We start from the raw sequence: 20,645 nt of genomic DNA on the forward strand, positions 1-20,645 counted from the left end.
CACTATCATCATCGATGGCGCCGGTGAAGCCGTGAACATCGAAGCACGCGTCAAGCAGATCCGTGCCCAGATCGAAGAAGCCACCAGCGACTACGACCGTGAAAAGCTGCAAGAGCGCGTGGCCAAGCTGGCCGGCGGTGTTGCCGTGATCAAGGTCGGCGCTGCGACCGAAGTCGAAATGAAGGAAAAGAAGGCACGCGTGGAAGACGCGCTGCACGCTACCCGCGCTGCCGTGGAAGAAGGCATCGTCCCGGGCGGCGGTGTTGCGCTGCTGCGTGCTCGCGTTGCCGTGTCGGACCTCAAGGGTGCCAACGCTGACCAGGACGCCGGTATCAAGATCGTGCTGCGCGCGATGGAAGAGCCGCTGCGTCAGATCGTCACCAACGGTGGCGAAGAAGCCAGCGTCGTCGTGGCCAACGTGGTTGCCGGCAAGGGCAACTACGGCTACAACGCATCGTCGGGCGAGTACGGCGATCTGGTGGAAATGGGCGTTGTGGATCCGACGAAGGTCACCCGCACCGCACTGCAAAACGCCGCTTCGGTGTCGGGCCTGCTCCTGACGACCGACTGCGCCGTTGCCGAACTGCCGAAGGAAGATGCTCCGATGGCCGGCGGTATGGGCGACATGGGCGGTATGGGCGGCATGGGCATGGGCATGTAAGTCTCGCAAGAGACGGCATGCACGGAGCGCCGCGAGGCGCTTCGAATGTCTGGCCTCCGGGCGTCGGTGCAAGATCCTCGATCTACGTACCGTCGCCCGACGCCAAAACGGCAACACATTCTCCGGAATGCGTTGCCGTTTTTTTATGCGCTGACGTTCAAGTCCTGACGAAGCGGGCGTTCGCCGTCAGTCTTTCCTCGATGCTTTCGGGCGGGCGGCGGTATCCGGCGGTGCGACGGTCTCGGTTGCCCCATCGTCGCGGCTGAGCGGGAATGGGGAGCCAGCAAGCGGCGTCATGGCTGCGATCTCGTCCTGCATCCAGTCCCAAAAGGCGTGGATCGCGCGCTCGCGCGGATGATTTTCCCGCCAGTTCACGTGGTATTCCAGACTCGGCGGAATACAGACGTCCCCGATTTGCACCAGTTCACCCGCAGCGAGCGTATCGCGCACGAGCAGGCTGCGCGAGGTCGCCACACCTTGCCCCGCGATGGCGGCCCGCAGGAGCAACCCCGAATCGTCGAAGATCGGGCCGCGCGTGGGCTCGTGCGGCGGCAAACCGGCAGCCACCTGCCAGTCGCGCCACGAGCGATGGGCGAAACGCAGCATCGGCAACTTGTGGATGTCGGCCACCGTAAAGTCCGGTACCTGCGCGACGACGTCGGGGTGGCAGACAGCGATCACAAAGTCGTCGAGCAGTTTGCGTGTCACGAACCCGGTCTCTTCCACACGCTGATGCCAGATACCGACGTCGACCGAGTACGGATCGGGCGCGGCGATATCCGCATGAATCCGTACGACCAGATCGATGCCCGGGTGCCGCTCGCTGAATCTAGATAGCCGGGGAATCAGCCATTGCGCCGCAAGATCGGTCATCACGCTGATTTCCAGACGGACGATGGCCGGTGTCGCATGGGGCGCGATGCCCGCTTTGGCCTCGTTCATCGCTTCGTCGAGTTCCGACATGCCAATGCGCACCCGCTCGGCCAGACGGGCGCCGACGCTGGTCGGAATCATCCGTGCCCCGACGCGGCGAAAGAGGGCCGTGCCCAACTGCTGCTCCAGCGCGCGCATGTGATGGCTGACAGCACTGTGCGTCAAATTCAATTCTTCGGCGGCGCGCGTAAAACTGCGGTGACGGGCAGCCGCTTCAAGCGCACGCAGGGATTGGAGGGGAGGGAGGTGCTGGAACATGATGTCAAATTCTACTCACAATACGAGCGCAAAGGTTTCGTTGGCTTCAACGCACGGTTCCGCAGACAATCGATACCCAAGCAAGTGATTAGGGTTTACTCCATGTCGAAAGCACTCAGAATCTTCGTCCTGTTTGCCTGCGGATACTTCGTCTCCTACGTGTATCGCGGTGTGAACATCGGATTTGCGCCATTCATGACGCGCGAACTCGGCCTCTCGTCCGCTGACCTCGGTCTGCTCACGAGCCTCTATTTCCTCGGTTTCGCCGGGGCGCAATTGCCTGCGGGCGTGTTGCTCGACAAGTTCGGGCCCCGCCGTGTGGCGTCGCTGGTGTTGCTGCTGGCAGCCGCCGGTGCGGCGCTGTTCGGTCTGGCGCAGGGTGTGGGCGCGCTGATGGTCGGGCGTCTGCTGATCGGTGTTGGCGTGTCGGTGTGTCTGGGCAGTGCCTTCAAGGCATTGGCGCAATGGTTTCCGGTGGCCCGTCTGCCGCTGCTCAACGGTCTGGTGATGGCGGTGGGCGGCATGGGCGGCGTGGTCGTCGGCACACCGCTGAACTGGCTGCTTGGCCTGACGGACTGGCGCGTGGTGTCGTTCGGACTGGCGGCGCTCACGGTGTTCATGTCGGTGGCGCTCTGGTTTGGCGCGCCGGAGAAGCCGGGGTCGCACGCACAGGGCGGTTTGTCCGAAGCGTTGCAAGGCGTGCGTGAGGTGCTCGGCAGCGCCATGTTCTGGAAAGTGACCTCGCTCTCGGGGATCACGCAGGGGGTGTTCTACGCGATGCAGTCGCTGTGGATGGCGCCGTTCATGCGCGACGTCGAAGGGCTGTCCGAAGCGCAGGCCGCATCGCTGGTGTCGGTCGTGGGGCTCGCGATGATGGCGGGGAGCGTCGTGTTCGGTGCGGCAGCCCGCTCGTTGGAGCGACGCGGGGTGAGTGTCTTCGCCTTCTCGGGTGTGGGCATGCTGGTGTTCGTGCTGGTGCAGGTGCTGCTGATGCTGGGTGCGCCGATTCCCCCGGTCTGGTTGTGGGCGGCTTACGGGATCTTCGGCGGTACGGGCATTCTGTCGTATGCCGTGCTCGCGGAGTACTTCCACGGCACGCTGATCGGACGCGTGAACACGTCGCTCACCCTCATCATCTTCCTGCTGATCTTCCTGTGCCAGGTTGGCATCGGCGCGGTGCTCGGCGCTTACCCGGCACACAGCGCACAGGGACACTTCTCGGCCTGGACGGCACTCATCGTGCTGCAAGTGATCGGTGCGGTGTGGTACTTCTGGCCGCAGCGTCAGCGCGCCGGCAAGGCTGCTGCGGCGGCGTGATGGCGGTGCGGCGCGTCGTCCCGATGTCGGATGACGGCGCACACTAAGCACGCGGATGCATAGCGCGCCCTCATGATGCAGATAAGTGGCGCGCATGAACGATGCGCATCAACGAAGAGGCTCGCTTAGCGAGCCTCTTTCACATTCCACGTCAGGGTTTGTCGTCACGGTTTGGCTTCTAGCACCCGGAGCCAGTCGCTCAGCCCGGCTTCGAGACTCGTGAGCGACGCCCCCGAGAGCGGTGCGAGCATGCGATGTTCGTTGGCAACGTGCGCCTCTACCGCGCGCTCGATCACCGTAAAGCCGGACTCGGTCAACTGGACGAGCGTGCTGCGGGCATCTTCCGGATTCGCAACGCGTGCGATCCAACTCCGCCCTTCGAGACGCTGCAAACGATGCGTCATCGTCCCCGACGTCACCATCAGCGCCGAAAACAAGGCCGTGGGGGCGAGACGGTAAGGCTCGCCAGCGCGTCGCAGCGTCGCGAGCATGTCAAATTCCCATCCGCTCATCTCGAACTCGGCGAACGTGGCGTCGAGTTGCTGCTGCACGAGTGCCGCGCAACGCTTGAGGCGGCCGATCACGCCCATGGGCGACACGTCGAGATCCGGGCGTTCCCGATGCCATTGCGCGAGGATCCGGTCGACGGCGTCGCCGTTCGAAGATTCCCGTGACACGGCGCGGCGCGCGTCGAGTGCTTCATCTCCCACTTTTCCCGTTGGCCGATTCGCCATCCCTTGACTCCGGTTGTCTTGACATCAAGACAAAAGGATACCAAACTGCGATTTATCTTGAATTGAAGATAAATCATCATGACGACAAGAAACCCTGTGCGATCGACGTGGCTCGACGTCTTGCTGACGGCGCTGGCGCCCGTGATCTGGGGCTCGACCTATATCGTGACGACGCAGGTGTTGCCGCCCGACCGACCTTTCACGGCGGCGCTCATTCGCGTGCTGCCCTCTGGATTGCTGCTGTTGATGTATGCGCGACGCTGGCCCGCACGTGGCGAGTGGGCGCGATTGCTGGTGCTCTCGGCGCTGAACATCGGGGCATTTCAGGCGCTGCTGTTCGTGGCGGCTTATCGCTTGCCGGGCGGATTGGCGGCGGTCGTCGGCGCGATTCAGCCGTTGCTCGTGATGGGGCTGGCGTGGGGTGTGGAGCAACGGCGTCCGCTGGCGAGCACGGTGTGGGCGGCGGTGGCGGGTGTCGTCGGCATGGGCGTGCTGTTGCTCTCGCCGGGGACGGTGTTCGAGCCGGTCGGCATTCTGGCCGCACTGGCCGGGGCGGCGAGTATGGCGACGGGTACTTATCTCACGCGTCGCTGGCACCTGAACCTGCCGGTGCTCGCGCTCACGGGCTGGCAGTTGCTGCTTGGTGGCGCGATGCTCGTACCGGTCGCGTGGCTGGCGGATCCGCCGTTGCCGTCGCTCACGATGTGGCAGACGGCGGGCTATGGGTATCTGTCGCTGGCGGGCGCGTTACTGGCCTATGCGCTGTGGTTTCGCGGCATCGCACGTCTGGCCCCGGTGGCGGTGTCGTCGCTCGGACTGCTTAGTCCGTTGACGGCTGTCGTACTCGGATGGGTGCTGCTGGGGGAGTCGATCAAGGGCCTCGCCTTCGTGGGGCTCGCGGCGGTGTTCGCGAGCATTCTGGCGGTGCAGTGGACGGCCGCGCGGGCCTGACGATCATCTTCGATGCTTCAAGGCGAGGGGATCAGGGACCGGAGTCGGGGGATCAAGGACCTGGCGGGCCTGAGGTGCGGACGGTGCCATGCCTGGTGCAAGACACCGCCCCGCTGAGTCCGGGTTCTTTCGTGTCCGTCGATTATTCGGACGCCACCCAATCTCCCGACTTGCCGCCGTGCTTCTCCAGCACGCGAACGTCGGTCATCGTCATGCCTCGGTCGACCGCTTTGCACATGTCGTAAATCGTGAGCAGGCCGACCTGCACGGCCGTGAGGGCTTCCATCTCGACGCCGGTACGGCCGATGGTCTCGACCTGCGCGCGGCAATGGACGGCGTTGGCCCCGTCGTCCACCAGAAATTCCACCGTCACCCGCGTGAGCGCGAGCGGATGGCACAGCGGAATCAGATCGGCCGTGCGTTTTGCGCCCTGAATGGCGGCGATTCGCGCGATGCCCAGCACGTCGCCCTTCTTGGCGGTGCCCGAGCGAATCAGCGCGAGCGTTTCCGGCTTCATCCGGATCGTGCCGCGTGCGACCGCAATGCGATGCGTGCTGTCCTTGCCGCCAACGTCAACCATGTGAGCCTGTCCGGCGGTATCGAAGTGGGTGAGTTCTGCCATGAGCGTCGATGCTGAGAGAATGCTGGGAAGATGACGAAAACGGTCTGCGTGCCCCGTTATTGCGTCGGTCGTGGATGTGAATTTGCCGATGTTTTCGACGTCCGTACGAGGGTGCGGAACGTCTGCGTCTGGCTGCTATCATAGCAGCAGCCCTGAGTGATCTGCGCCGCGCTGCGCCTACTTCCATGACGCGTTCGCTACCTTCCTTCCGAGCCACATTCCTCGCCGCAATCGGCTCCACACGCCTCGCCACATTCGGCGCCACCGTCCGCTTCACGCATCGCGCGAACGCCGAGCGGGCGTGCCCTGCGCTTTGCCCGCTTCGTCTGTCTTCCCTCGCATGACCATGATGCCGACGCGCGTTCGCCATCCCGCGCAGGTTGCCGCCCCCGGCCGCTGGCGCCGCGCGATCGCGTGGGTCATGTTGCCCGTGATGACGGCGACCACGTTTGCGACCGCGATCGTGCCGACGCAGGCGGCCGCGCAGGGGTTGCCGACGTTGGGCCAGAGTTCGGCAGACGATCTCTCGCCCGCGATGGAGCGCAAGCTCGGTGAGCGGGTGATGCGCGAGATCCGCGCCGACCCGGACTACCTTGCCGATCTGCTGCTCTCCGATTACGTCAACGCGCTGGGCAGTCGGCTTGTTTCGGCCACCCGCAAGGTGGGGCTCGACGCCAGCCAGAGCTTCGAGTTCTTCGTGGTGCGCGACGCGGGGATCAACGCCTTTTCACTGCCCGGCGGGTTCATCGGCATCAACACGGGGCTTATCGTCGCGACGCGCACCGAGTCCGAACTCGCTTCGGTCGTCGGGCACGAAACGGGGCACGTGCTGCAACATCACATCGCGCGGATGCTCGGTCAGCAGGCCCAGAACTCGTGGCTCGCCCTCGGCGGGATGCTGCTCGGCCTGCTCGCCGGGATTGGCGCGCGTAGCTCGGATCTCGGCATGGGCATCGCGATGGGCGGGCAGGGGCTCGCCATCGATCGCCAACTCCGCTTTTCTCGTGACGCCGAACGCGAGGCCGACCGGGTCGGCTTTCAGTTGCTTCAGGCCGCGGGCTTCGATACGTACGCCATGCCGACGTTCTTCGAGCGCCTCCAGCGTGCCGATGCCATCAACGAAGCCGGTGTGCCCGAATATGTCCGGACCCACCCGCTCACGACCGAACGCATCGCGGATATGCTGAACCGCTCCCGCACCGCCGGCTACCGTCAGCCGGAACAGTCGCCGGAATATGTGTTCGTGCGTGCCCGCTCCCTCGTGTTGCAGCAGAAGTCGGCGAGCGACTTTGCGGCGATTGCCGATGCGCAGCGCACCGCGATTCGCACGCAGACGACGCCGAGCGTGGCGGGCGCCTGGTACGCGGTGGCGCTGGCCGAGTTCAAGCAGCGTCGTTGGGAACCGGCACGCGAAGCACTGGAGAAGTCGCGAGCGGCCTTCGGCGGCACCGGCCCCGGCACGCCGAGTCTGGCGGTACTCGCTTCGGATATCGCACGACTCTCAGGCCGGCCGGACGAAGCGTTACGGGTCGCTACGCAAGCGCGTGCGGCATTCCCGCTGTCACAGGCGGCCGACATGGCGTATGCCGATGCGCTGGTCGCGAGCCAGCGCATTCCCGACGCAACGAAGTTTCTGCAAGCGCAGGTCGAGCGCTATCGCAGTGAGCCGATCTGGTGGCGGGCGCTGGCAGGCGCGTGGGCGGCAGGCGGCAAGCGGGCGCGTCAGCACGAGGCGCTGGCGGAACAATACGCCTTGCAGGGGCAGTGGATGGCGGCCGTCAGTCAGTTGAAGCTGGCGCGCGATGCGGGCGACGCCGACTTCTACGAGATGTCGACCATCGACGCGAAACTGCATGAGTTCCAGCGTCGGTACCGCGAAGACAAGGAAGACGAGAAGGACTTCAACAAGCAGTTTGGTTAAGCGGCCATCAAGCGGCCATCAAGCGGGAATGAAGCGAGCATCAAACGATGCATGACGCGGGAATCAATCGAGCGTCGGCAGGCGGCGACTTCGTAACCGTCGCGATCGTCGCAGCCTTAGTTCCACGCCCGTCCTTGTCGCTTCACTCCGTCGACGTGTCGGGCGCCTGCGGGACGCGCTCGAAGCCGTAGGTCTGCGGCAGAGTGCCGGCGTGGGTCGTTGCGAGCGGCAGCGAGTTGCCATTGCGCCAGTGCAGACGGACAGCCGCCTTGGCGTCGGCCGTATCGTCGGCGGTCTCGGCGACCTCATAGGCCTGCGTCAGATCCGATACCTCGGTAAGCAAATCGATGTCGTGATCGTGCAGCAGCGCGAGCGTCGTCGTTGCGGTGATGCCCGTGCCGTCGTTCGTGCCAAGGGTTGCCGCAGCGCCGGAGGTTCCCGCGAATGCGACGCTGCCGTCCTCGTCCAGCAGACACCCCTGCGGCACGAATACGTGGCCCAACTGGTCGGTCAGTACCGGCGCGCCACGGCCATCGTTCGCGCTGGCATCCCACGTCAGCCGCACGACGAAGGGCGCATAGGCCAGCGAGACGTACACCCGTTGCGGACCGTTCTGGAAGTACCAGCGTCCGGCGTCGTCGCTGGCGTAGTTACGCGCAATGAACGCGATCAATGCCTCGTGCCGAATCGGGTCTCCCGCCGTGCCTTCGGCCTGCGCCTGCTCGTCGCGCATGCGCCACTGTCCGCGACGATCCAGCGCCAGCCACCCGTAGCAATGCGGCACATTGGGCCATTTGGCCATTGCCTGACGAACGATCTCATCCATTAGGAAACCTTAATGTCTGTCGTGCCGACGTCTATCGCTCGCACGAGCGTGGTCCACGATCATGCGGCGTTCGGCAAAAATTGGCGGAAATAGTCGACGACGGTACGCGGCATCCACGTCAGCCCTCCCGGGAACGGTCCGCTCATGAAGCCAACGTGTCCGCCGTTGGCGGGTTGCAGCAATTGCACGAAGCGGCCGACGTCGCCTTCACCGGGCAAGGCGCTGGCGGGCTGGAACGGGTCGTTGCGTGCGTTGATGACCAGCGTCGGCACTTCGATGGCCGGCAGAATCGGTTTGCTGGACGCCCGCGTGTAGTAGTCGAAGGCGCTGTGATACCCGTGTAGCGGCGCCGTCACCACGTGGTCGAACTCGCCGAGATCGCGGGCGGCCATCATCAGATCGCGGTCATAGAGGCCCGGGTACTGATCGAGCTTCGCCAGCGCCTTCTTCTTGAGCGTGCCCAGAAAGTTACGCGTGTAGACCATGTTGAAGCCGTGCGAGAGCGCGAGTCCCCCGGCGCGCAGGTCGAGCGGGGCGGAAATCGCGCAGGCTGCGCTCACGATCCGCGCGGCATGTCCCTCGCGCTCGCCGAGCCAGCGCAGCAGCACGTTGCCGCCGAGCGACACGCCGGCAGCGAAGATCGGTCCCGAGACGTTCTCGCGCAGACGTTGCAGCATCCAGTCGATCTCGGTGCTGTCGCCGGAATGGTAGAAGCGCGGCGCGCGGTTCATGCGTCCGCTGCAACTGCGAAAGTGCGGGATGACGCCGCGCCAGCCCAGTGCTTCGACTTCACGCATGAGGGTGCGGGCGTAATGGCTGCCCGAGCCGCCTTCCAGCCCGTGAAAGAGCACGACGAGCGGTGTCTGGACGAGACCGTCCGGCGCGGGCGGCGATTTCTCCGAAGCGGGCGGCGCGACCAGCCAGTCGACATCGACGAAATCGCCGTCGGGGGTATCCCACGTCTCGCGACGAAACTCCACCGACGGGCGACGCCCCAGCAGTGCGGGATAGATCGTCTGGCTGTGCCCGTCGGGCAGCCACCGTGGCGACCGGTAATCCTGGGGGAGAAAGACCGCCGGGCGCGCTGTCATCGAGACGCCGGGCGGATCAGTGCAGCCCGTCCGGGCGCGCGTGCATCATCAGGCTGAATTGCTCGACGGCATGCGGCGGCAGCGGGCTGGAATGGATGTGGGCGAAGCGCCAGTCGCCCTGCTCGTGGACCAGCACGTAGGTCGTGTGGATGAGCTGGGCAGTGTTCTGCTTGGCGTCTTCGTTGCCCACGCGTATCGCTTCGGTCGCTGTGTGCACGACCGTGCCGACGGTGTCGTACTCGGTCGTGTCCAGCGAGTCGATCAGCACGACGCTTTGCGTGAACTGGGCGACGAGGCCGCTGCGAATCTGTTCGAGACCGTCCCAGCGGGTGCCGTCGGCGCGAATGTAGCTGACGAAATCCTCGTTCGCCCAAAGCGCCATCGCGCGATCCGTCTGCCCCCGGCGCAGCGCGTCATAAAAGGCCGTGATGGTTTCACTGGCGGCATCGAACAGACGGACAAAACGTGGCATGAGGATTTACCGTTGAGTGTTACCGGGGTCGAACTGTTGCAGCTTCCGACGTCTCGTGTTTCGCAAGAGGCTTTGTGCGCCTCAGCGTTGCGTGAGCAGGATGTTGCGCAGATTTGCGAACACGTGCTCGGGCATCAGCTCGTTCAGGCAGCGCGTGTGACCCAGCGGACATTCGCGGGCGAAACACGGGCTGCACTCCAATTGTAGCCACAGGATATGCGCCTGGTCGGACAACGGCGGCGTGTGGCGCGGATCGGACGAACCGAACAGGGCGATCTGCGGACGGCGCAACGCCGCGGTGACGTGCATCAACCCCGAGTCGTTGCTCACCACGGCGTTGGCGCGAGCGAGCAGTGCGCAAGCTTCGGCGAGCGACGTCTGCCCGCAGAGATTGCGCACGAACGGCGCGTCGGCGGCGATCTGCTGGGCCAGCGCACCATCTTTGCCCGACCCGAGCGCGACGATCTGCGCATACGGGAACGAGCGGCGCACCAGTTGCGCGAGCTGGGCGAAATGGCCCGGCGGCCAGCGCTTGGCGGGTCCGAACTCGGCACCCGGGCAGAACACCACGAGCGGCACGCGCAGATCGAGCCCGAAGCGGGCGAAGACGCGGGCCGACTCGTTCAGATCGGTTTCGATGCGCGGCGTGGGCAGCGTCTCGGGCAGCTTGGCGCCGGGCGCGAACGCGAGCGCAGCGTAGTGCCGCACCATCGGCGGGCGCTCGTCCTTGCGCGGGTTGGTGTGGCGCACGTTGAGCAGGCCGTAGCGCTGCTCGCCCTTGTAGCCGATGCGCAACGGAATGCGCGCCAGCCACGGAATCAGCGACGACTTCAGGGAGTTCGGCAGCACATAGGCGGCGTCGTACCCTTCGTCGGCGAGCACGCTCGCGAGCCGGTAGCGCTCGAGCGGCTGCAATTTGCCGTGCGCGAGGTCGGTGGCGACGACGCGCGAAATCTCCGGCATGCGTTCCAGCACCGGGGCGACCCAGCCGGGCGCGATCGCGTCGATGGTCAGACGCGGATGCAGACGCTTGAGCAGGGTAAACAACGGCTGCGCCATCAGCGCGTCCCCAATCCAGTTGGGGGCGATCACCAAGGCTTTATGCATCGTGGCGGAGACTCTATACGTTAAGCGTGACGATGAAACGGACGACCAGCCGGCAGGCGCGGGGCAACGGTTGCGTGCTGCGCGCCGCCGGCCGGGGCCGGATCACGAGGCAGGCAGCGATCAGTGACCCTTGATCACGACGCCGGGCTTCAGGCGATAGCGCGTGCCGCAGTAGGCGCAGGCCGCTTCGCCGTGGCTCACGTCGATGAACACGCGCGGATGGCTGCTCCAGGACTGCATTTTCGGGTTCGGGCAGTGGACGGGCAAATCTTCGGCGCCGACTTCGACGACCGGCATTTGTTTGACTTCGCTCATGGGGTTCGGACCGTGATGGGTATTCGCTGTATTCGATGGCGTCGCGAGCGTCTGCCCGCTTACCAAAAGTCGCTATTGTAAAGCAGCAGCAGCCCTTTGCGGATGGCGAGCGCCTCGCGCGGTGCGGCGCTACCTCGCCTCATGGGTCCGCGTGGTGCGCACGCGACAACTCGCCCGTTGCATCAGAAAAAACAGGCCGGCGACGGTATTTCACGTACTAAGTAACCATTTACCGTGGCTATAATGGCCTGTCGTCCGCCGCCAACGATACAGCTATTCAAGAGACACTCCGGCAACCCTGGCGGGCGCCATGACCGCCTGCGGTCATCTTGGGCGTGCCGGGCGCCGTCGGGACCGCTTTGCCCCGCAATGCCAGACACCGCGTCGTTCGTCACGGCGCTCGCCCCCCAGCCAACCATGCCAATGTTTCGCTTGCCAGCCGCCGAACGTGAAGGGTTCGCGGCGGGTTTTCGCATTATTTCGCCGCTATTGCCCGCGATCTTTTCTTGGGGGCTGGTCACCGGCGTCGCCATGAGCAAATCGGTGCTCACCGTGCCGCAGGCCATCGGCATGAGCCTGATGCTCTACGCCGGCTCGGCGCAGTTGGCGTCACTGCCCCTGTTCGCTGCGGGCATGCCGCTGTGGACGATTCTGCTCACGGTCGGCATCGTCAATCTGCGCTTCGTGATTTTCAGTGCCGGGCTGCAACCGCATTTCTCCTATCTGTCCTTGCCGCGCCGCATCGCGCTCGGCTATGTCAACGGTGACCTCGGGTTCGTGATGTTCATGAACCAGAATTTCGCGAACGGCTACGTGCCGGGCAAAGAGGGCACCTACTACGGCATTACACTCAGCAATTGGGCGGTGTGGCATATCTCGTCGACGCTCGGCATCTTGCTGGGCGCGCTCGTGCCCGATAGCTGGGGGCTGGGCTTTGCGGGCACGCTCGCGCTCATTCCGATGATGGTGCACACGATCAACAGCCGCTCGACGATGCTCGCCGTGGCGCTCGCGTCGCTCATCGGCGTGCTGGCCTTCGATCTCCCGTACCGCCTCAATCTCGTGCTGGGCGTGATCGGCGCGCTCGCCGCCGGCATGGTGTGCGACGAACTGGCCTCACGGCACGCGAAGCGGCTGGCGCTGGCGAATCCGGTGAAAGTGCCGATTCCCGTGGCGCCGCCGACAGCGGCGAGTCCCCTCGACACCCGAAATGAAGTGGGGCAGGCCGAGCAAGCCGTGGAAGTCATGGACGAGGAGCGTCGTCATGCCGGGGAGCGTCGTCGATGAGCACTTTTGAAATCTGGTTCGCTTTCGTCGCCATGACGGCGGTCACCATCGTCACGCGCACGCTCTTCCTGCTTGGCGGCGACCGTGTGGCGCTGCCCCAGCGTCTGCAACGTGCGCTGCGCTATGCACCGGCGGCAGCGCTGGCCGTGATCGTCGTACCCGAGGTCATGCTGCTCGATCATCAGTTCGCGTTGCATCTGGGCAATCACAAGCTGGCGGCGGCGGTCGCGGCCACGGGCTGGTTCGTCTGGCGCCGGAACATGATCGAGATGATCGCGATCGGCATGGTCGTCTATACGCTGGGACGACTGTTCCTGTAGGTGGAACCTCCCGCCGTGAAAATGGGCATCCGGTGGGTCGGATCAGTTAAAATGCATGTTTTTCCCACCATTTATTCCGGATTCTCATGGCTTCCGTCGTACGTCTTTCCGATTTGATCGCTCAGGGCGCCCTTGCGGGCAAACGTGTCTTCATCCGCGCCGATTTGAACGTGCCGCAAGACGATAACGGCCGTATCACGGAAGACACGCGGATCCGCGCCTCGGTGCCGGCCATTCAGATGTCGCTCGACGCCGGCGCTGCCGTGATGGTCACCTCGCATCTGGGCCGCCCGACCGAAGGCGAGTTCAAGCCCGCCGATTCGCTCGCCCCGGTGGCGCAGCGTCTGTCGGAACTGCTCGGTCGCGACGTGAAGCTGGTGGCCGACTGGGTCGACGGCGGCTTCGACGTGGCCCCCGGCACGGTCGTGCTGCTGGAGAACTGCCGCGTCAACAAGGGCGAGAAGAAAGACAACGACGAACTGGCGCAGAAGATGGCCAAGCTGTGCGACGTCTATGTGAACGACGCGTTCGGCACCGCCCACCGCGCCGAAGCCACGACGCACGGCATCGCAAAGTACGCCCCCGTCGCCTGCGCCGGTCCGCTGCTCGCCGCAGAACTCGAAGCGCTGGGCAAGGCGCTGAACGCGCCGGCGCGTCCGCTCGTGGCCATCGTGGCCGGCTCCAAGGTCTCGACCAAGCTCACCATTCTCAAGACGCTCGCCGACAAGGTCGATCAACTGATCGTGGGCGGCGGCATCGCCAACACGTTCATGCTGGCCGCCGGCCTGCCGATCGGCAAGTCGCTCGCCGAGGCCGATCTGGTCGGCGAGGCGCGCGCGATCATCGACGCCATGGCCGCACGCGGCGCGTCGGTGCCGATCCCGACGGACGTCGTCTGCGCCAAGGAATTCAGCGCCACCGCCGAAGCGACCGTGAAGGCCGCGGCCGACGTGGCTGCCGACGACATGATCCTCGACATTGGTCCGCAAACGGCCGCCAAGCTGGCAGAACAACTGGGCAGCGCCGGCACCATCGTGTGGAACGGCCCGGTCGGGGTGTTCGAATTCGACCAGTTCGGTCACGGCACGGAAACCCTGGCGCGCGCCATCGCTGCCGCCAAGGGCTTCTCGATCGCCGGCGGCGGCGACACGCTCGCGGCCATCGCCAAGTACGGTATCGCCGATCAGGTCAGCTACATCTCGACCGGTGGCGGCGCTTTCCTGGAATTCCTGGAAGGCAAGACGCTGCCGGCCGTCGACGTGTTGCAACAACGCGCCGCCCAGTCGAACTGATCGCGGATACGCGAAGGCAGGTGGGGCGGGGCTTGCGGGCCGGTTGAACGGTCTCGGAGACGTTGGCAGACGGTGGTTTCGGCCGCTTTATTGCGAACGTTTGGGATCGAATCAAACGATTTCGTACGGACAATACGAACTTTTTGGTTAACCTGCGGCGGCCTAATTGCGTTACAAACCTCTAAGCGCCAGTAATGTCGAAAGCGCTGCTACCAAAAGAGGATGAAGAGATGGATGTAATGAACCGCTCCACCAAGATCGTCGCCACCATCGGTCCGGCATCGAGCACGCCGGAAGTGCTTTCGCGCATGATCGCCGCAGGCGTCGACGTCGTTCGCCTGAACTTCTCGCACGGCAAGGCGCAAGACCACATCGAGCGCGCCGAGATGGTGCGCGCGGCCGCCAAGGCGGCGGGCCGCGAAGTGGCCATCATGGCCGACCTGCAAGGCCCGAAGATTCGCGTCGGCAAGTTCGAGAACGGCAAGACGACGCTCGAAGCCGGTGCCCGCTTCATTCTGGACGCCGAATGCGAGCTCGGTAACGACGAGCGCGTCGGGCTGGACTACAAGGAACTGCCGCGCGACGTGCGCACGGGCGACGTGCTGCTGCTCAACGACGGCCTGATCGTGCTGATCGTCGATCGCGTGCTCGGCACCGAGATCCACACGACCGTGAAGGTCGGCGGCGATCTGTCGAACAACAAGGGCATCAACCGCCAGGGCGGCGGGCTGACGGCGCCGGCGCTGACCGCCAAGGACATGGAAGACATCAAGACCGCGATGGCGCTGGGCGCCGATTACGTCGCGGTCTCGTTTCCGAAGAACGCCACCGATATGGAAATGGCGCGTCGTCTGGCGAACGTGGCCGGCGAGCCCTACGGCATCAAGCCGCTGATGATCGCCAAGATCGAACGCGCGGAAGCGATTCCGGCGCTCGAAGAGATTCTGGCGGCGTCGGACTGCATCATGGTCGCGCGTGGCGATCTGGCCATCGAAGTCGGCAATGCGGCGGTCCCGGCGCTTCAGAAGCGCATGATCCGGCTGGCGCGCGAGATGAACAAGACGACCATCACGGCCACGCAGATGATGGAGTCGATGATCCACAATCCGGTGCCGACCCGCGCCGAAGTGTCGGACGTCGCCAACGCCGTGCTCGACGGCACCGACGCCGTGATGCTGTCGGCCGAGAGCGCCGCGGGCAAGTATCCGGTCGAAACCATCGAAACGATGGCGGCGATTTGCGTCGAAGCCGAGCGCTCGGAAACGGTGGAACTCGATCGCGACTGGCTGGACCAAACTTTTACGCGCATTGATCAAACGATTGCCGCCGGTGCCCTGTTTACCGCGTATCATCTTGGCGCGAAAGCCATCGTGGCGCTGACCGAGTCGGGCGCGACCGCGTTGTGGCTGTCCCGTCACAAGATCCATGTGCCGATTTTTGCCCTGACTTCGCAGCTCAGCAGTCATCGCAAAATGGCGCTGTATCGCAATGTCTACGCCATGCGCGCGGACGCCACGCATGACCGCGACCAGGCGCTCAAGCAGGCAGAACAACTGCTGCTCTCGAGCGGTGTCGTGAAGCGCGGCGACACGATCGTGCTGACGGTAGGCGAGCCGATGGGACAACCCGGCGGCACCAATACGTTGAAGATCGTCCAGGTGGGCCACGCATGACGACGCGGGCCGCGCGATGGCGGCGAGGGCGCAGTGCTTTGCACGCGTCACGCCGCTCGCGAGCCGTCGTCATGAGGGGCGCCTCTGGATCGAGGAAAGATTTGCTTAGTTTTTGATTCCAAGGAGAACATCATGCCCCTAGTCTCTATGCGACAGCTGCTCGACCACGCCGCCGAAAACGGCTACGGTCTGCCGGCCTTCAACGTCAACAATCTGGAGCAGGTCTCCGCCATCATGGCCGCCGCCGACGAAGTCGGTGCGCCGGTCATCATGCAAGCTTCGGCCGGTGCCCGTAAGTACGCCGGCGAAGCGTTCCTGCGTCACCTGATCTCGGCCGCCGTGGAAGCCTACCCGCATATCCCGGTGGTGATGCACCAGGATCACGGCCAGTCGCCGGCGGTGTGTATGGCCGCCATCAAGAGCGGTTTCTCGAGCGTGATGATGGACGGCTCGCTCGAAGCCGACGGCAAGTCGGTCGCCAGCTACGAGTACAACGTCGAAGTGTCGAAGAAGGTCGTCGAGTTCTCGCACTACATCGGCGTGACGGTGGAAGCCGAGCTGGGCGTGCTGGGTTCGCTCGAAACGATGAAGGGCGACAAGGAAGACGGCCATGGCGCCGACGGCACGATGACCCGCGAGCAACTGCTGACCGATCCGGATCAGGCTGCCGACTTCGTGCAACAGACACAGTGCGACGCGCTGGCCATCGCGATCGGTACCTCGCACGGTGCCTACAAGTTCAGCCGCAAGCCGACGGGCGACATTCTCGCCATCGACCGCATCAAGGAAATCCACCGCCGCATTCCGAACACCCACCTGGTGATGCACGGTTCGTCGTCGGTGCCGCAGGAACTGCTCGCCGAAATCCGTGAATTCGGTGGCGACATGAAGGAAACGTACGGCGTGCCGGTCGAAGAGATCGTCGAAGGCATCAAGCACGGCGTGCGCAAGATCAACATCGATACCGACATCCGTCTGGCCATGACCGGCGCGATCCGTCGCTATCTGTTCGAAAACCCGAGCAAGTTCGACCCGCGCGACTACCTGAAGCCGGCACGTGAAGCCGCCAAGCAGGTTTGCAAGGCGCGCTATCTGTCGTTCGGCTGCGAAGGTCAGGCAGGCAAGATCAAGACGGTTTCGCTCGAGAAGATGGCCGAGAAGTACAAGAGCGGCGACCTCGCACAGATCGTGAAGTAATCAGGCAAATCAGGCCATACGAGACACGTCTCGCATGGCTCGTTGCCCCGCCTGAGCAGGGAGATGCCGACGGACCGTTACGTTGCACGTTACGTCGCATGGAATTCCCCGCTCAGGTCGCAGGCCCGGCTTTCGCCAGCACCCGCTGGAACAGAAGCCGGGCTTTTTCTTTGGGCAGCTGCAATTGAAACTTGCCGCCCAGCTCCGAGCGAATCGTCGCGGTGAGCATCTCCACGCCGTCGACGATCAGCGTCATCGGCTCGTTCATATGCTGGCGTGAGAAATCCCGCATGCGCGTGGTCGCGCTGTCACGCAGGCGCATGGTGATGACGACCTCGCTGTCGGGTGCCGCATTGGCCGTCTGCGCCGGGAACTGCAACCCCAATTGTTCGATATCGCGTGCCGCATACAGGGCGAAGCGAGGAATGTCGTCGTCGTTTTCGGGTGTGGCGATGGCGATGAGCCGGGGGAGCGCGAGGCGTTCGTCGGCATCGGCCGGGGCGCTCGACGCGCTGCTGCCGGATGCCGCGTGCGGTGCCTTGGCCCGAGGCGCCGGCTTGTGGGGCGCGGCCGAGGGGGAGGCGCTCGGGTGCGTCGGTGCCGTCTGCGCCCACGCCGGGACGCCGGCCAGCAGTGCGAAAGCGGTGAAAGTGACATAAGTCACGAAACTGACGAGCGTCACGGCAGCCCCCTTTGCCTCTTCGGCGGGTGAACGTTTCCATTCTAGGCAACATCCTCGGCCGGCGAAGGACGGCGAAACCCCGGCCGGCGCTCGGCCTGAAGATACGGCGGCTCGGGCGTCGGCATGAAACGACAGCGATGCGGTCAATCCCGGAAGTCCGGCGGCAGGGGGCGTGGCAGTCTCCGTGCCTCTCGCCAACCCGCCCATTCTGGGCTACCCGGAGTTTTCGATGCCGTTCAATCGCTTTCCCAAGACCGTCACCCGCTGTCTTGGGCTGTCCAGCCCCGAGGAATCCTCGCCACCACCGTCGCGTACCGGTGCCATGGCGACGTCGCTGACAGGCACCCTCAACCGTACGCCGGCACTGCGCGGGCCGGGCGCCGTGTCCCATGCCTCGGCGCGGGCCTCCCAAAAATCTCAAATGCCCGGCGCGCCGACGTCGACCGGCAGATCGGCAGACGTTTCGGCCGATCTGCGCATGACGATGGCCGCCGATTGGCGAGGTGGCGTCAGGGCGGGTGCCGCGCGTGACATCAAGATCGACGACCCTGCCGCCCTGGCCGCTCTTGCGTTACCGATCCGACTTTGGGGCTGCGACGATCCGGCACCCGACTGGGTGCAGCCGATTCGGGAGGGCGCGCAACGCTGGGCCGAACGTTACGGCGTGAACACGGCGACGCTGATTCGGGTCGGGGGCGAATGTACGCGCTACGGCTTGCTCGAAGTGGGTGGCTGTCGCTTCATCGTCGGGCCCACGGCGACGCCGGCCGAGGCGCGCTCGCTGACCCGTATGCTCAAGGCGCATCCGCAGATCGGCGCGATTTTCAGCGTCGAGCCGGGCGCGATGCGTGCGGGTGTGCGTGACCTGGCTGACGTGGGTGCCGTGGGGCGTGATGGGTGCGATGGCCTCGATGGGCGTGAAGGAGCGGACGGCGCTGCATCCGGATCAGGTTACCGCGAGCGGCCCATCGGCGAGTACATCGCTGCGGTTACCCGTCGCGGGGCGAGCCAGCGTCATGCTGCGGCCGCGTCGTCGACGTCCTCCATCGCCTCATCCCACGGCAATCTCGATGGGGGCCTGTCGCACGTGCAATTCATGGAATTCGCGGGCATGGAGCGCTTCGACGCGCAGATCGACGGCGCAACGCTCTGGCGCGCGGGCAAGGGCATCGCGGAATTCATGCGACGCCATCCCGGCAAGATCGTGCTGGTGTGTTCCGAGCACGGTATTGCGCGACCCTGCGCGGTCATCGCCAGTGCCGCGCTGCAACTCCGGGCGGGCGACGCACGGTTGCGCAGCCAGCTCGCCACGGAAGTCGTCGCTCAGCGCTCGGAGGCCAGCGACCATCACATCAACGCGGCGGCGCGCAGCATGGATCTGGTGGCGGAGCTGTCGCGGCTCACGGCGATGCTGCGCACCCCCGGGCGCGGCGATCCGCGCTGGGAGCGGAAGGTGGCACTGCTCACGCAGCATCTGCCCGATTTGATCGCGAATGGCGATGTCGACTGGCATGGCACGCAGGGGCGGCGTCAACTGGCCGGCATGCTCGAAGCGAACTTCGAACGTGTCGCGCCGCTGCTGGCGGCGGGCGGTCTGCCGCCGGGTACGGCGTTGTTGTGGCTACGCGAAGAGATCGGAGTGCTCAGCGGCGTGCGATTCCTCAGTCCCGGCTACGTCGGCGCTCACGCCGACCGGATTTCGCAGGAGGCCGTCGATCCGGGGAGTCCCGATGCCGTGCGCCTGGTGTCGTTCGACGACTATGGGCTGACGTGCGACAACAAGTATTACGACGTCGGGTCGGTCGTCGACTGGCACCGGCATTGCCAGCGGCGCGGCAGGGTCATGACGAATCCGATCTCGCGCTCGCCGGTCGTCGCCTTGCTGGTGGCCGAGGGCGAGAAGGCGCGGCTCGCGGCCGGATTTCGTGACTGACAGCCTGCCGTAGGACCCGGAGATGTCGGGAAGATGTCGTCGCCGGGCATGCGCCGGACCGACATCTTCGTGAAACGCCCCCCGACGCGCGTATAATTACGCCTTTGCCCTTCCTGATATTGGGTCCCGCCGTGACTACCCCCGCTCTGAACGCCCTGTACGAATCCTCCCTCAAGAGCCTGCCGCTGCTCTCGCGCGGCAAAGTGCGCGATAACTACGCCGTCGGCGACGACAAGCTGCTGATCGTGACGACGGACCGCCTCTCGGCGTTCGACGTGATCATGGGCGAGCCGATTCCGGGCAAGGGCCGCGTGCTCAACCAGATGGCCAACTTCTGGTTCGACAAGCTCGCCCACGTTGTGCCGAATCACCTGACCGGTGTGGCGCCGGAGACGGTCGTCTCGGCAGATGAAGTCGCTCAGGTCGCCGGCCGTGCGGTTGTCGTCAAGCGTCTGAAGCCGATCCTCGTCGAAGCCGTGGTGCGCGGTTATCTGGCCGGCAGCGGCTGGAAGGACTATCAGGCAACGGGCGGCGTGTGCGGCGTGAAGCTGCCGGCCGGTCTGCAAAATGCGCAGCAACTGCCGGAACCGATCTTCACCCCGGCGGCCAAGGCCGAACTGGGCGAGCACGACGAGAACATCAGCTTCGACGACATGGTGAGCCGCGTCGGTCGTGAGCTGGCCGAGCAGATCCGCGACATCTCGATCCGTCTGTACAAGGAAGCGGCTGCTTACGCCGCGACGCGCGGCATCATCATCGCCGACACGAAATTCGAATTCGGTCTGGATGACGACGGCAAGCTTCACCTGATGGACGAAGCGCTGACCGCCGATTCGTCGCGCTTCTGGCCGGCCGACTCGTACGCCGTGGGCAGCAACCCGCCGTCGTTCGACAAGCAGTTCGTGCGCGACTGGCTTGAAACGCAGCCGTGGGGCAAGACCCCGCCCGCACCGGCACTGCCGGCCGAAGTCGTCGAGAAGACGGCTGCCAAGTACCGCGAGGCGCTCGAGCGCCTGACCGGCCAGCAACTGGCCTGAGCGGGGCAGGAAAGAC

20 protein-coding genes are annotated in these 20,645 nt (G+C 65.0%); 11 read left to right on the forward strand and 9 right to left on the reverse strand.

Going from position 1 to position 20,645, the window contains the following annotated elements:
• A partial coding sequence (locus tag A9762_RS14005) for a TCP-1/cpn60 chaperonin family protein (protein WP_305778318.1) occupies nt 1–661 on the forward strand: 661 nt, incomplete at its 5' end.
• A gap of 186 nt (nt 662–847) precedes the next feature.
• On the opposite strand, the gene A9762_RS14010 is transcribed toward A9762_RS14005, so the two are convergent.
• Nucleotides 848–1,852 (reverse strand): LysR substrate-binding domain-containing protein, encoded by a 1,005-nt coding sequence (locus tag A9762_RS14010; RefSeq protein ID WP_083253922.1) that lies wholly within the window; start codon nt 1,850–1,852, stop codon nt 848–850.
• A 102-nt stretch (nt 1,853–1,954) separates the two neighbouring features.
• Between A9762_RS14010 and A9762_RS14015 the strand changes: the two genes are divergently transcribed.
• The gene (locus A9762_RS14015) at nt 1,955–3,169 is read left to right on the forward strand and encodes a nitrate/nitrite transporter (protein ID WP_069342628.1); all 1,215 of its coding nucleotides are present in this window, start codon (nt 1,955–1,957) and stop codon (nt 3,167–3,169) included.
• Nucleotides 3,170–3,333: 164 nt separating this feature from the next.
• Here the strand turns inward: A9762_RS14015 and A9762_RS14020 are convergent, their stop codons facing one another.
• Entirely contained in the window at nt 3,334–3,846 is a 513-nt protein-coding gene (locus A9762_RS14020; RefSeq protein ID WP_069342691.1) for a MarR family winged helix-turn-helix transcriptional regulator, read from the reverse strand.
• A 135-nt stretch (nt 3,847–3,981) separates the two neighbouring features.
• Here A9762_RS14020 and A9762_RS14025 point away from each other — a divergent pair, with 135 nt between their 5' ends.
• Nucleotides 3,982–4,854 carry an EamA family transporter gene (locus A9762_RS14025; protein ID WP_069342629.1) on the forward strand — a complete coding sequence of 291 codons (873 nt, stop codon included), beginning with the start codon at nt 3,982–3,984 and terminating at the stop codon, nt 4,852–4,854.
• A 142-nt stretch (nt 4,855–4,996) separates the two neighbouring features.
• On the opposite strand, the gene moaC is transcribed toward A9762_RS14025, so the two are convergent.
• Complete coding sequence (gene moaC, locus A9762_RS14030) at nt 4,997–5,476, reverse strand: cyclic pyranopterin monophosphate synthase MoaC (protein WP_069342630.1); 480 nt, start codon at nt 5,474–5,476, stop codon at nt 4,997–4,999.
• Between the two features lie 340 nt (nt 5,477–5,816).
• On the opposite strand from moaC, the gene A9762_RS14035 reads away from it, so the two are divergent.
• Complete coding sequence (locus tag A9762_RS14035; RefSeq protein ID WP_240493558.1) at nt 5,817–7,397, forward strand: M48 family metalloprotease; 1,581 nt, start codon at nt 5,817–5,819, stop codon at nt 7,395–7,397.
• Nucleotides 7,398–7,539: 142 nt separating this feature from the next.
• Here A9762_RS14035 and A9762_RS14040 read toward each other — a convergent pair whose 3' ends face one another.
• From A9762_RS14040 to A9762_RS14060, 5 genes are all read right to left on the reverse strand, one after another.
• Nucleotides 7,540–8,223 (reverse strand): DUF2946 family protein, encoded by a 684-nt coding sequence (locus A9762_RS14040; protein WP_069342631.1) that lies wholly within the window; start codon nt 8,221–8,223, stop codon nt 7,540–7,542.
• A 59-nt stretch (nt 8,224–8,282) separates the two neighbouring features.
• Complete coding sequence (locus A9762_RS14045; RefSeq protein ID WP_069342632.1) at nt 8,283–9,314, reverse strand: YheT family hydrolase; 1,032 nt, start codon at nt 9,312–9,314, stop codon at nt 8,283–8,285.
• A 16-nt stretch (nt 9,315–9,330) separates the two neighbouring features.
• Nucleotides 9,331–9,786 carry a nuclear transport factor 2 family protein gene (locus tag A9762_RS14050; RefSeq protein ID WP_069342633.1) on the reverse strand — a complete coding sequence of 152 codons (456 nt, stop codon included), beginning with the start codon at nt 9,784–9,786 and terminating at the stop codon, nt 9,331–9,333.
• Between the two features lie 81 nt (nt 9,787–9,867).
• Entirely contained in the window at nt 9,868–10,893 is a 1,026-nt protein-coding gene (gene waaF / locus A9762_RS14055; RefSeq protein ID WP_069342634.1) for a lipopolysaccharide heptosyltransferase II, read from the reverse strand.
• Nucleotides 10,894–11,013: 120 nt separating this feature from the next.
• On the reverse strand, nt 11,014–11,208 hold the full coding sequence (locus A9762_RS14060; RefSeq protein ID WP_069342635.1) for a zinc-finger domain-containing protein: 195 nt from the start codon (nt 11,206–11,208) through the stop codon (nt 11,014–11,016).
• Nucleotides 11,209–11,631: 423 nt separating this feature from the next.
• On the opposite strand from A9762_RS14060, the gene A9762_RS14065 reads away from it, so the two are divergent.
• The 5 genes from A9762_RS14065 to fba all read left to right on the forward strand — a co-directional run bounded on the left by A9762_RS14065 (nt 11,632) and on the right by fba (nt 16,977).
• Nucleotides 11,632–12,495: an AzlC family ABC transporter permease gene (locus A9762_RS14065; protein WP_240493559.1), complete on the forward strand. Its 864-nt coding sequence runs from the start codon at nt 11,632–11,634 to the stop codon at nt 12,493–12,495.
• Nucleotides 12,492–12,815: an AzlD domain-containing protein gene (locus A9762_RS14070; protein ID WP_069342636.1), complete on the forward strand. Its 324-nt coding sequence runs from the start codon at nt 12,492–12,494 to the stop codon at nt 12,813–12,815. Before A9762_RS14065 ends, A9762_RS14070 begins: the two co-directional genes overlap by 4 nt.
• Nucleotides 12,816–12,901: 86 nt before the next feature.
• Entirely contained in the window at nt 12,902–14,107 is a 1,206-nt protein-coding gene (locus tag A9762_RS14075) for a phosphoglycerate kinase (RefSeq protein ID WP_069342637.1), read from the forward strand.
• A 239-nt stretch (nt 14,108–14,346) separates the two neighbouring features.
• Complete coding sequence (pyk, locus tag A9762_RS14080) at nt 14,347–15,780, forward strand: pyruvate kinase (protein ID WP_069342638.1); 1,434 nt, start codon at nt 14,347–14,349, stop codon at nt 15,778–15,780.
• Between the two features lie 132 nt (nt 15,781–15,912).
• Complete coding sequence (fba, locus tag A9762_RS14085; protein ID WP_042112359.1) at nt 15,913–16,977, forward strand: class II fructose-bisphosphate aldolase; 1,065 nt, start codon at nt 15,913–15,915, stop codon at nt 16,975–16,977.
• A 112-nt stretch (nt 16,978–17,089) separates the two neighbouring features.
• Here fba and A9762_RS14090 read toward each other — a convergent pair whose 3' ends face one another.
• Nucleotides 17,090–17,806, reverse strand: coding sequence for a hypothetical protein (locus A9762_RS14090; protein WP_139133220.1), 717 nt, complete (start codon nt 17,804–17,806; stop codon nt 17,090–17,092).
• 37 nt (nt 17,807–17,843) lie between these two features.
• Here A9762_RS14090 and A9762_RS14095 point away from each other — a divergent pair, with 37 nt between their 5' ends.
• Both A9762_RS14095 and A9762_RS14100 read left to right on the forward strand, forming a co-directional pair.
• Nucleotides 17,844–19,592: a hypothetical protein gene (locus A9762_RS14095; RefSeq protein ID WP_139133221.1), complete on the forward strand. Its 1,749-nt coding sequence runs from the start codon at nt 17,844–17,846 to the stop codon at nt 19,590–19,592.
• A 146-nt stretch (nt 19,593–19,738) separates the two neighbouring features.
• Nucleotides 19,739–20,629, forward strand: coding sequence for a phosphoribosylaminoimidazolesuccinocarboxamide synthase (locus A9762_RS14100; RefSeq protein WP_069342693.1), 891 nt, complete (start codon nt 19,739–19,741; stop codon nt 20,627–20,629).
• Nucleotides 20,630–20,645 lie beyond the last annotated feature (16 nt).

It is taken from the genome of Pandoraea sp. ISTKB (genome assembly GCF_001721285.1).
Classification (GTDB): Bacteria; Pseudomonadota; Gammaproteobacteria; order Burkholderiales; family Burkholderiaceae; genus Pandoraea; species Pandoraea capi.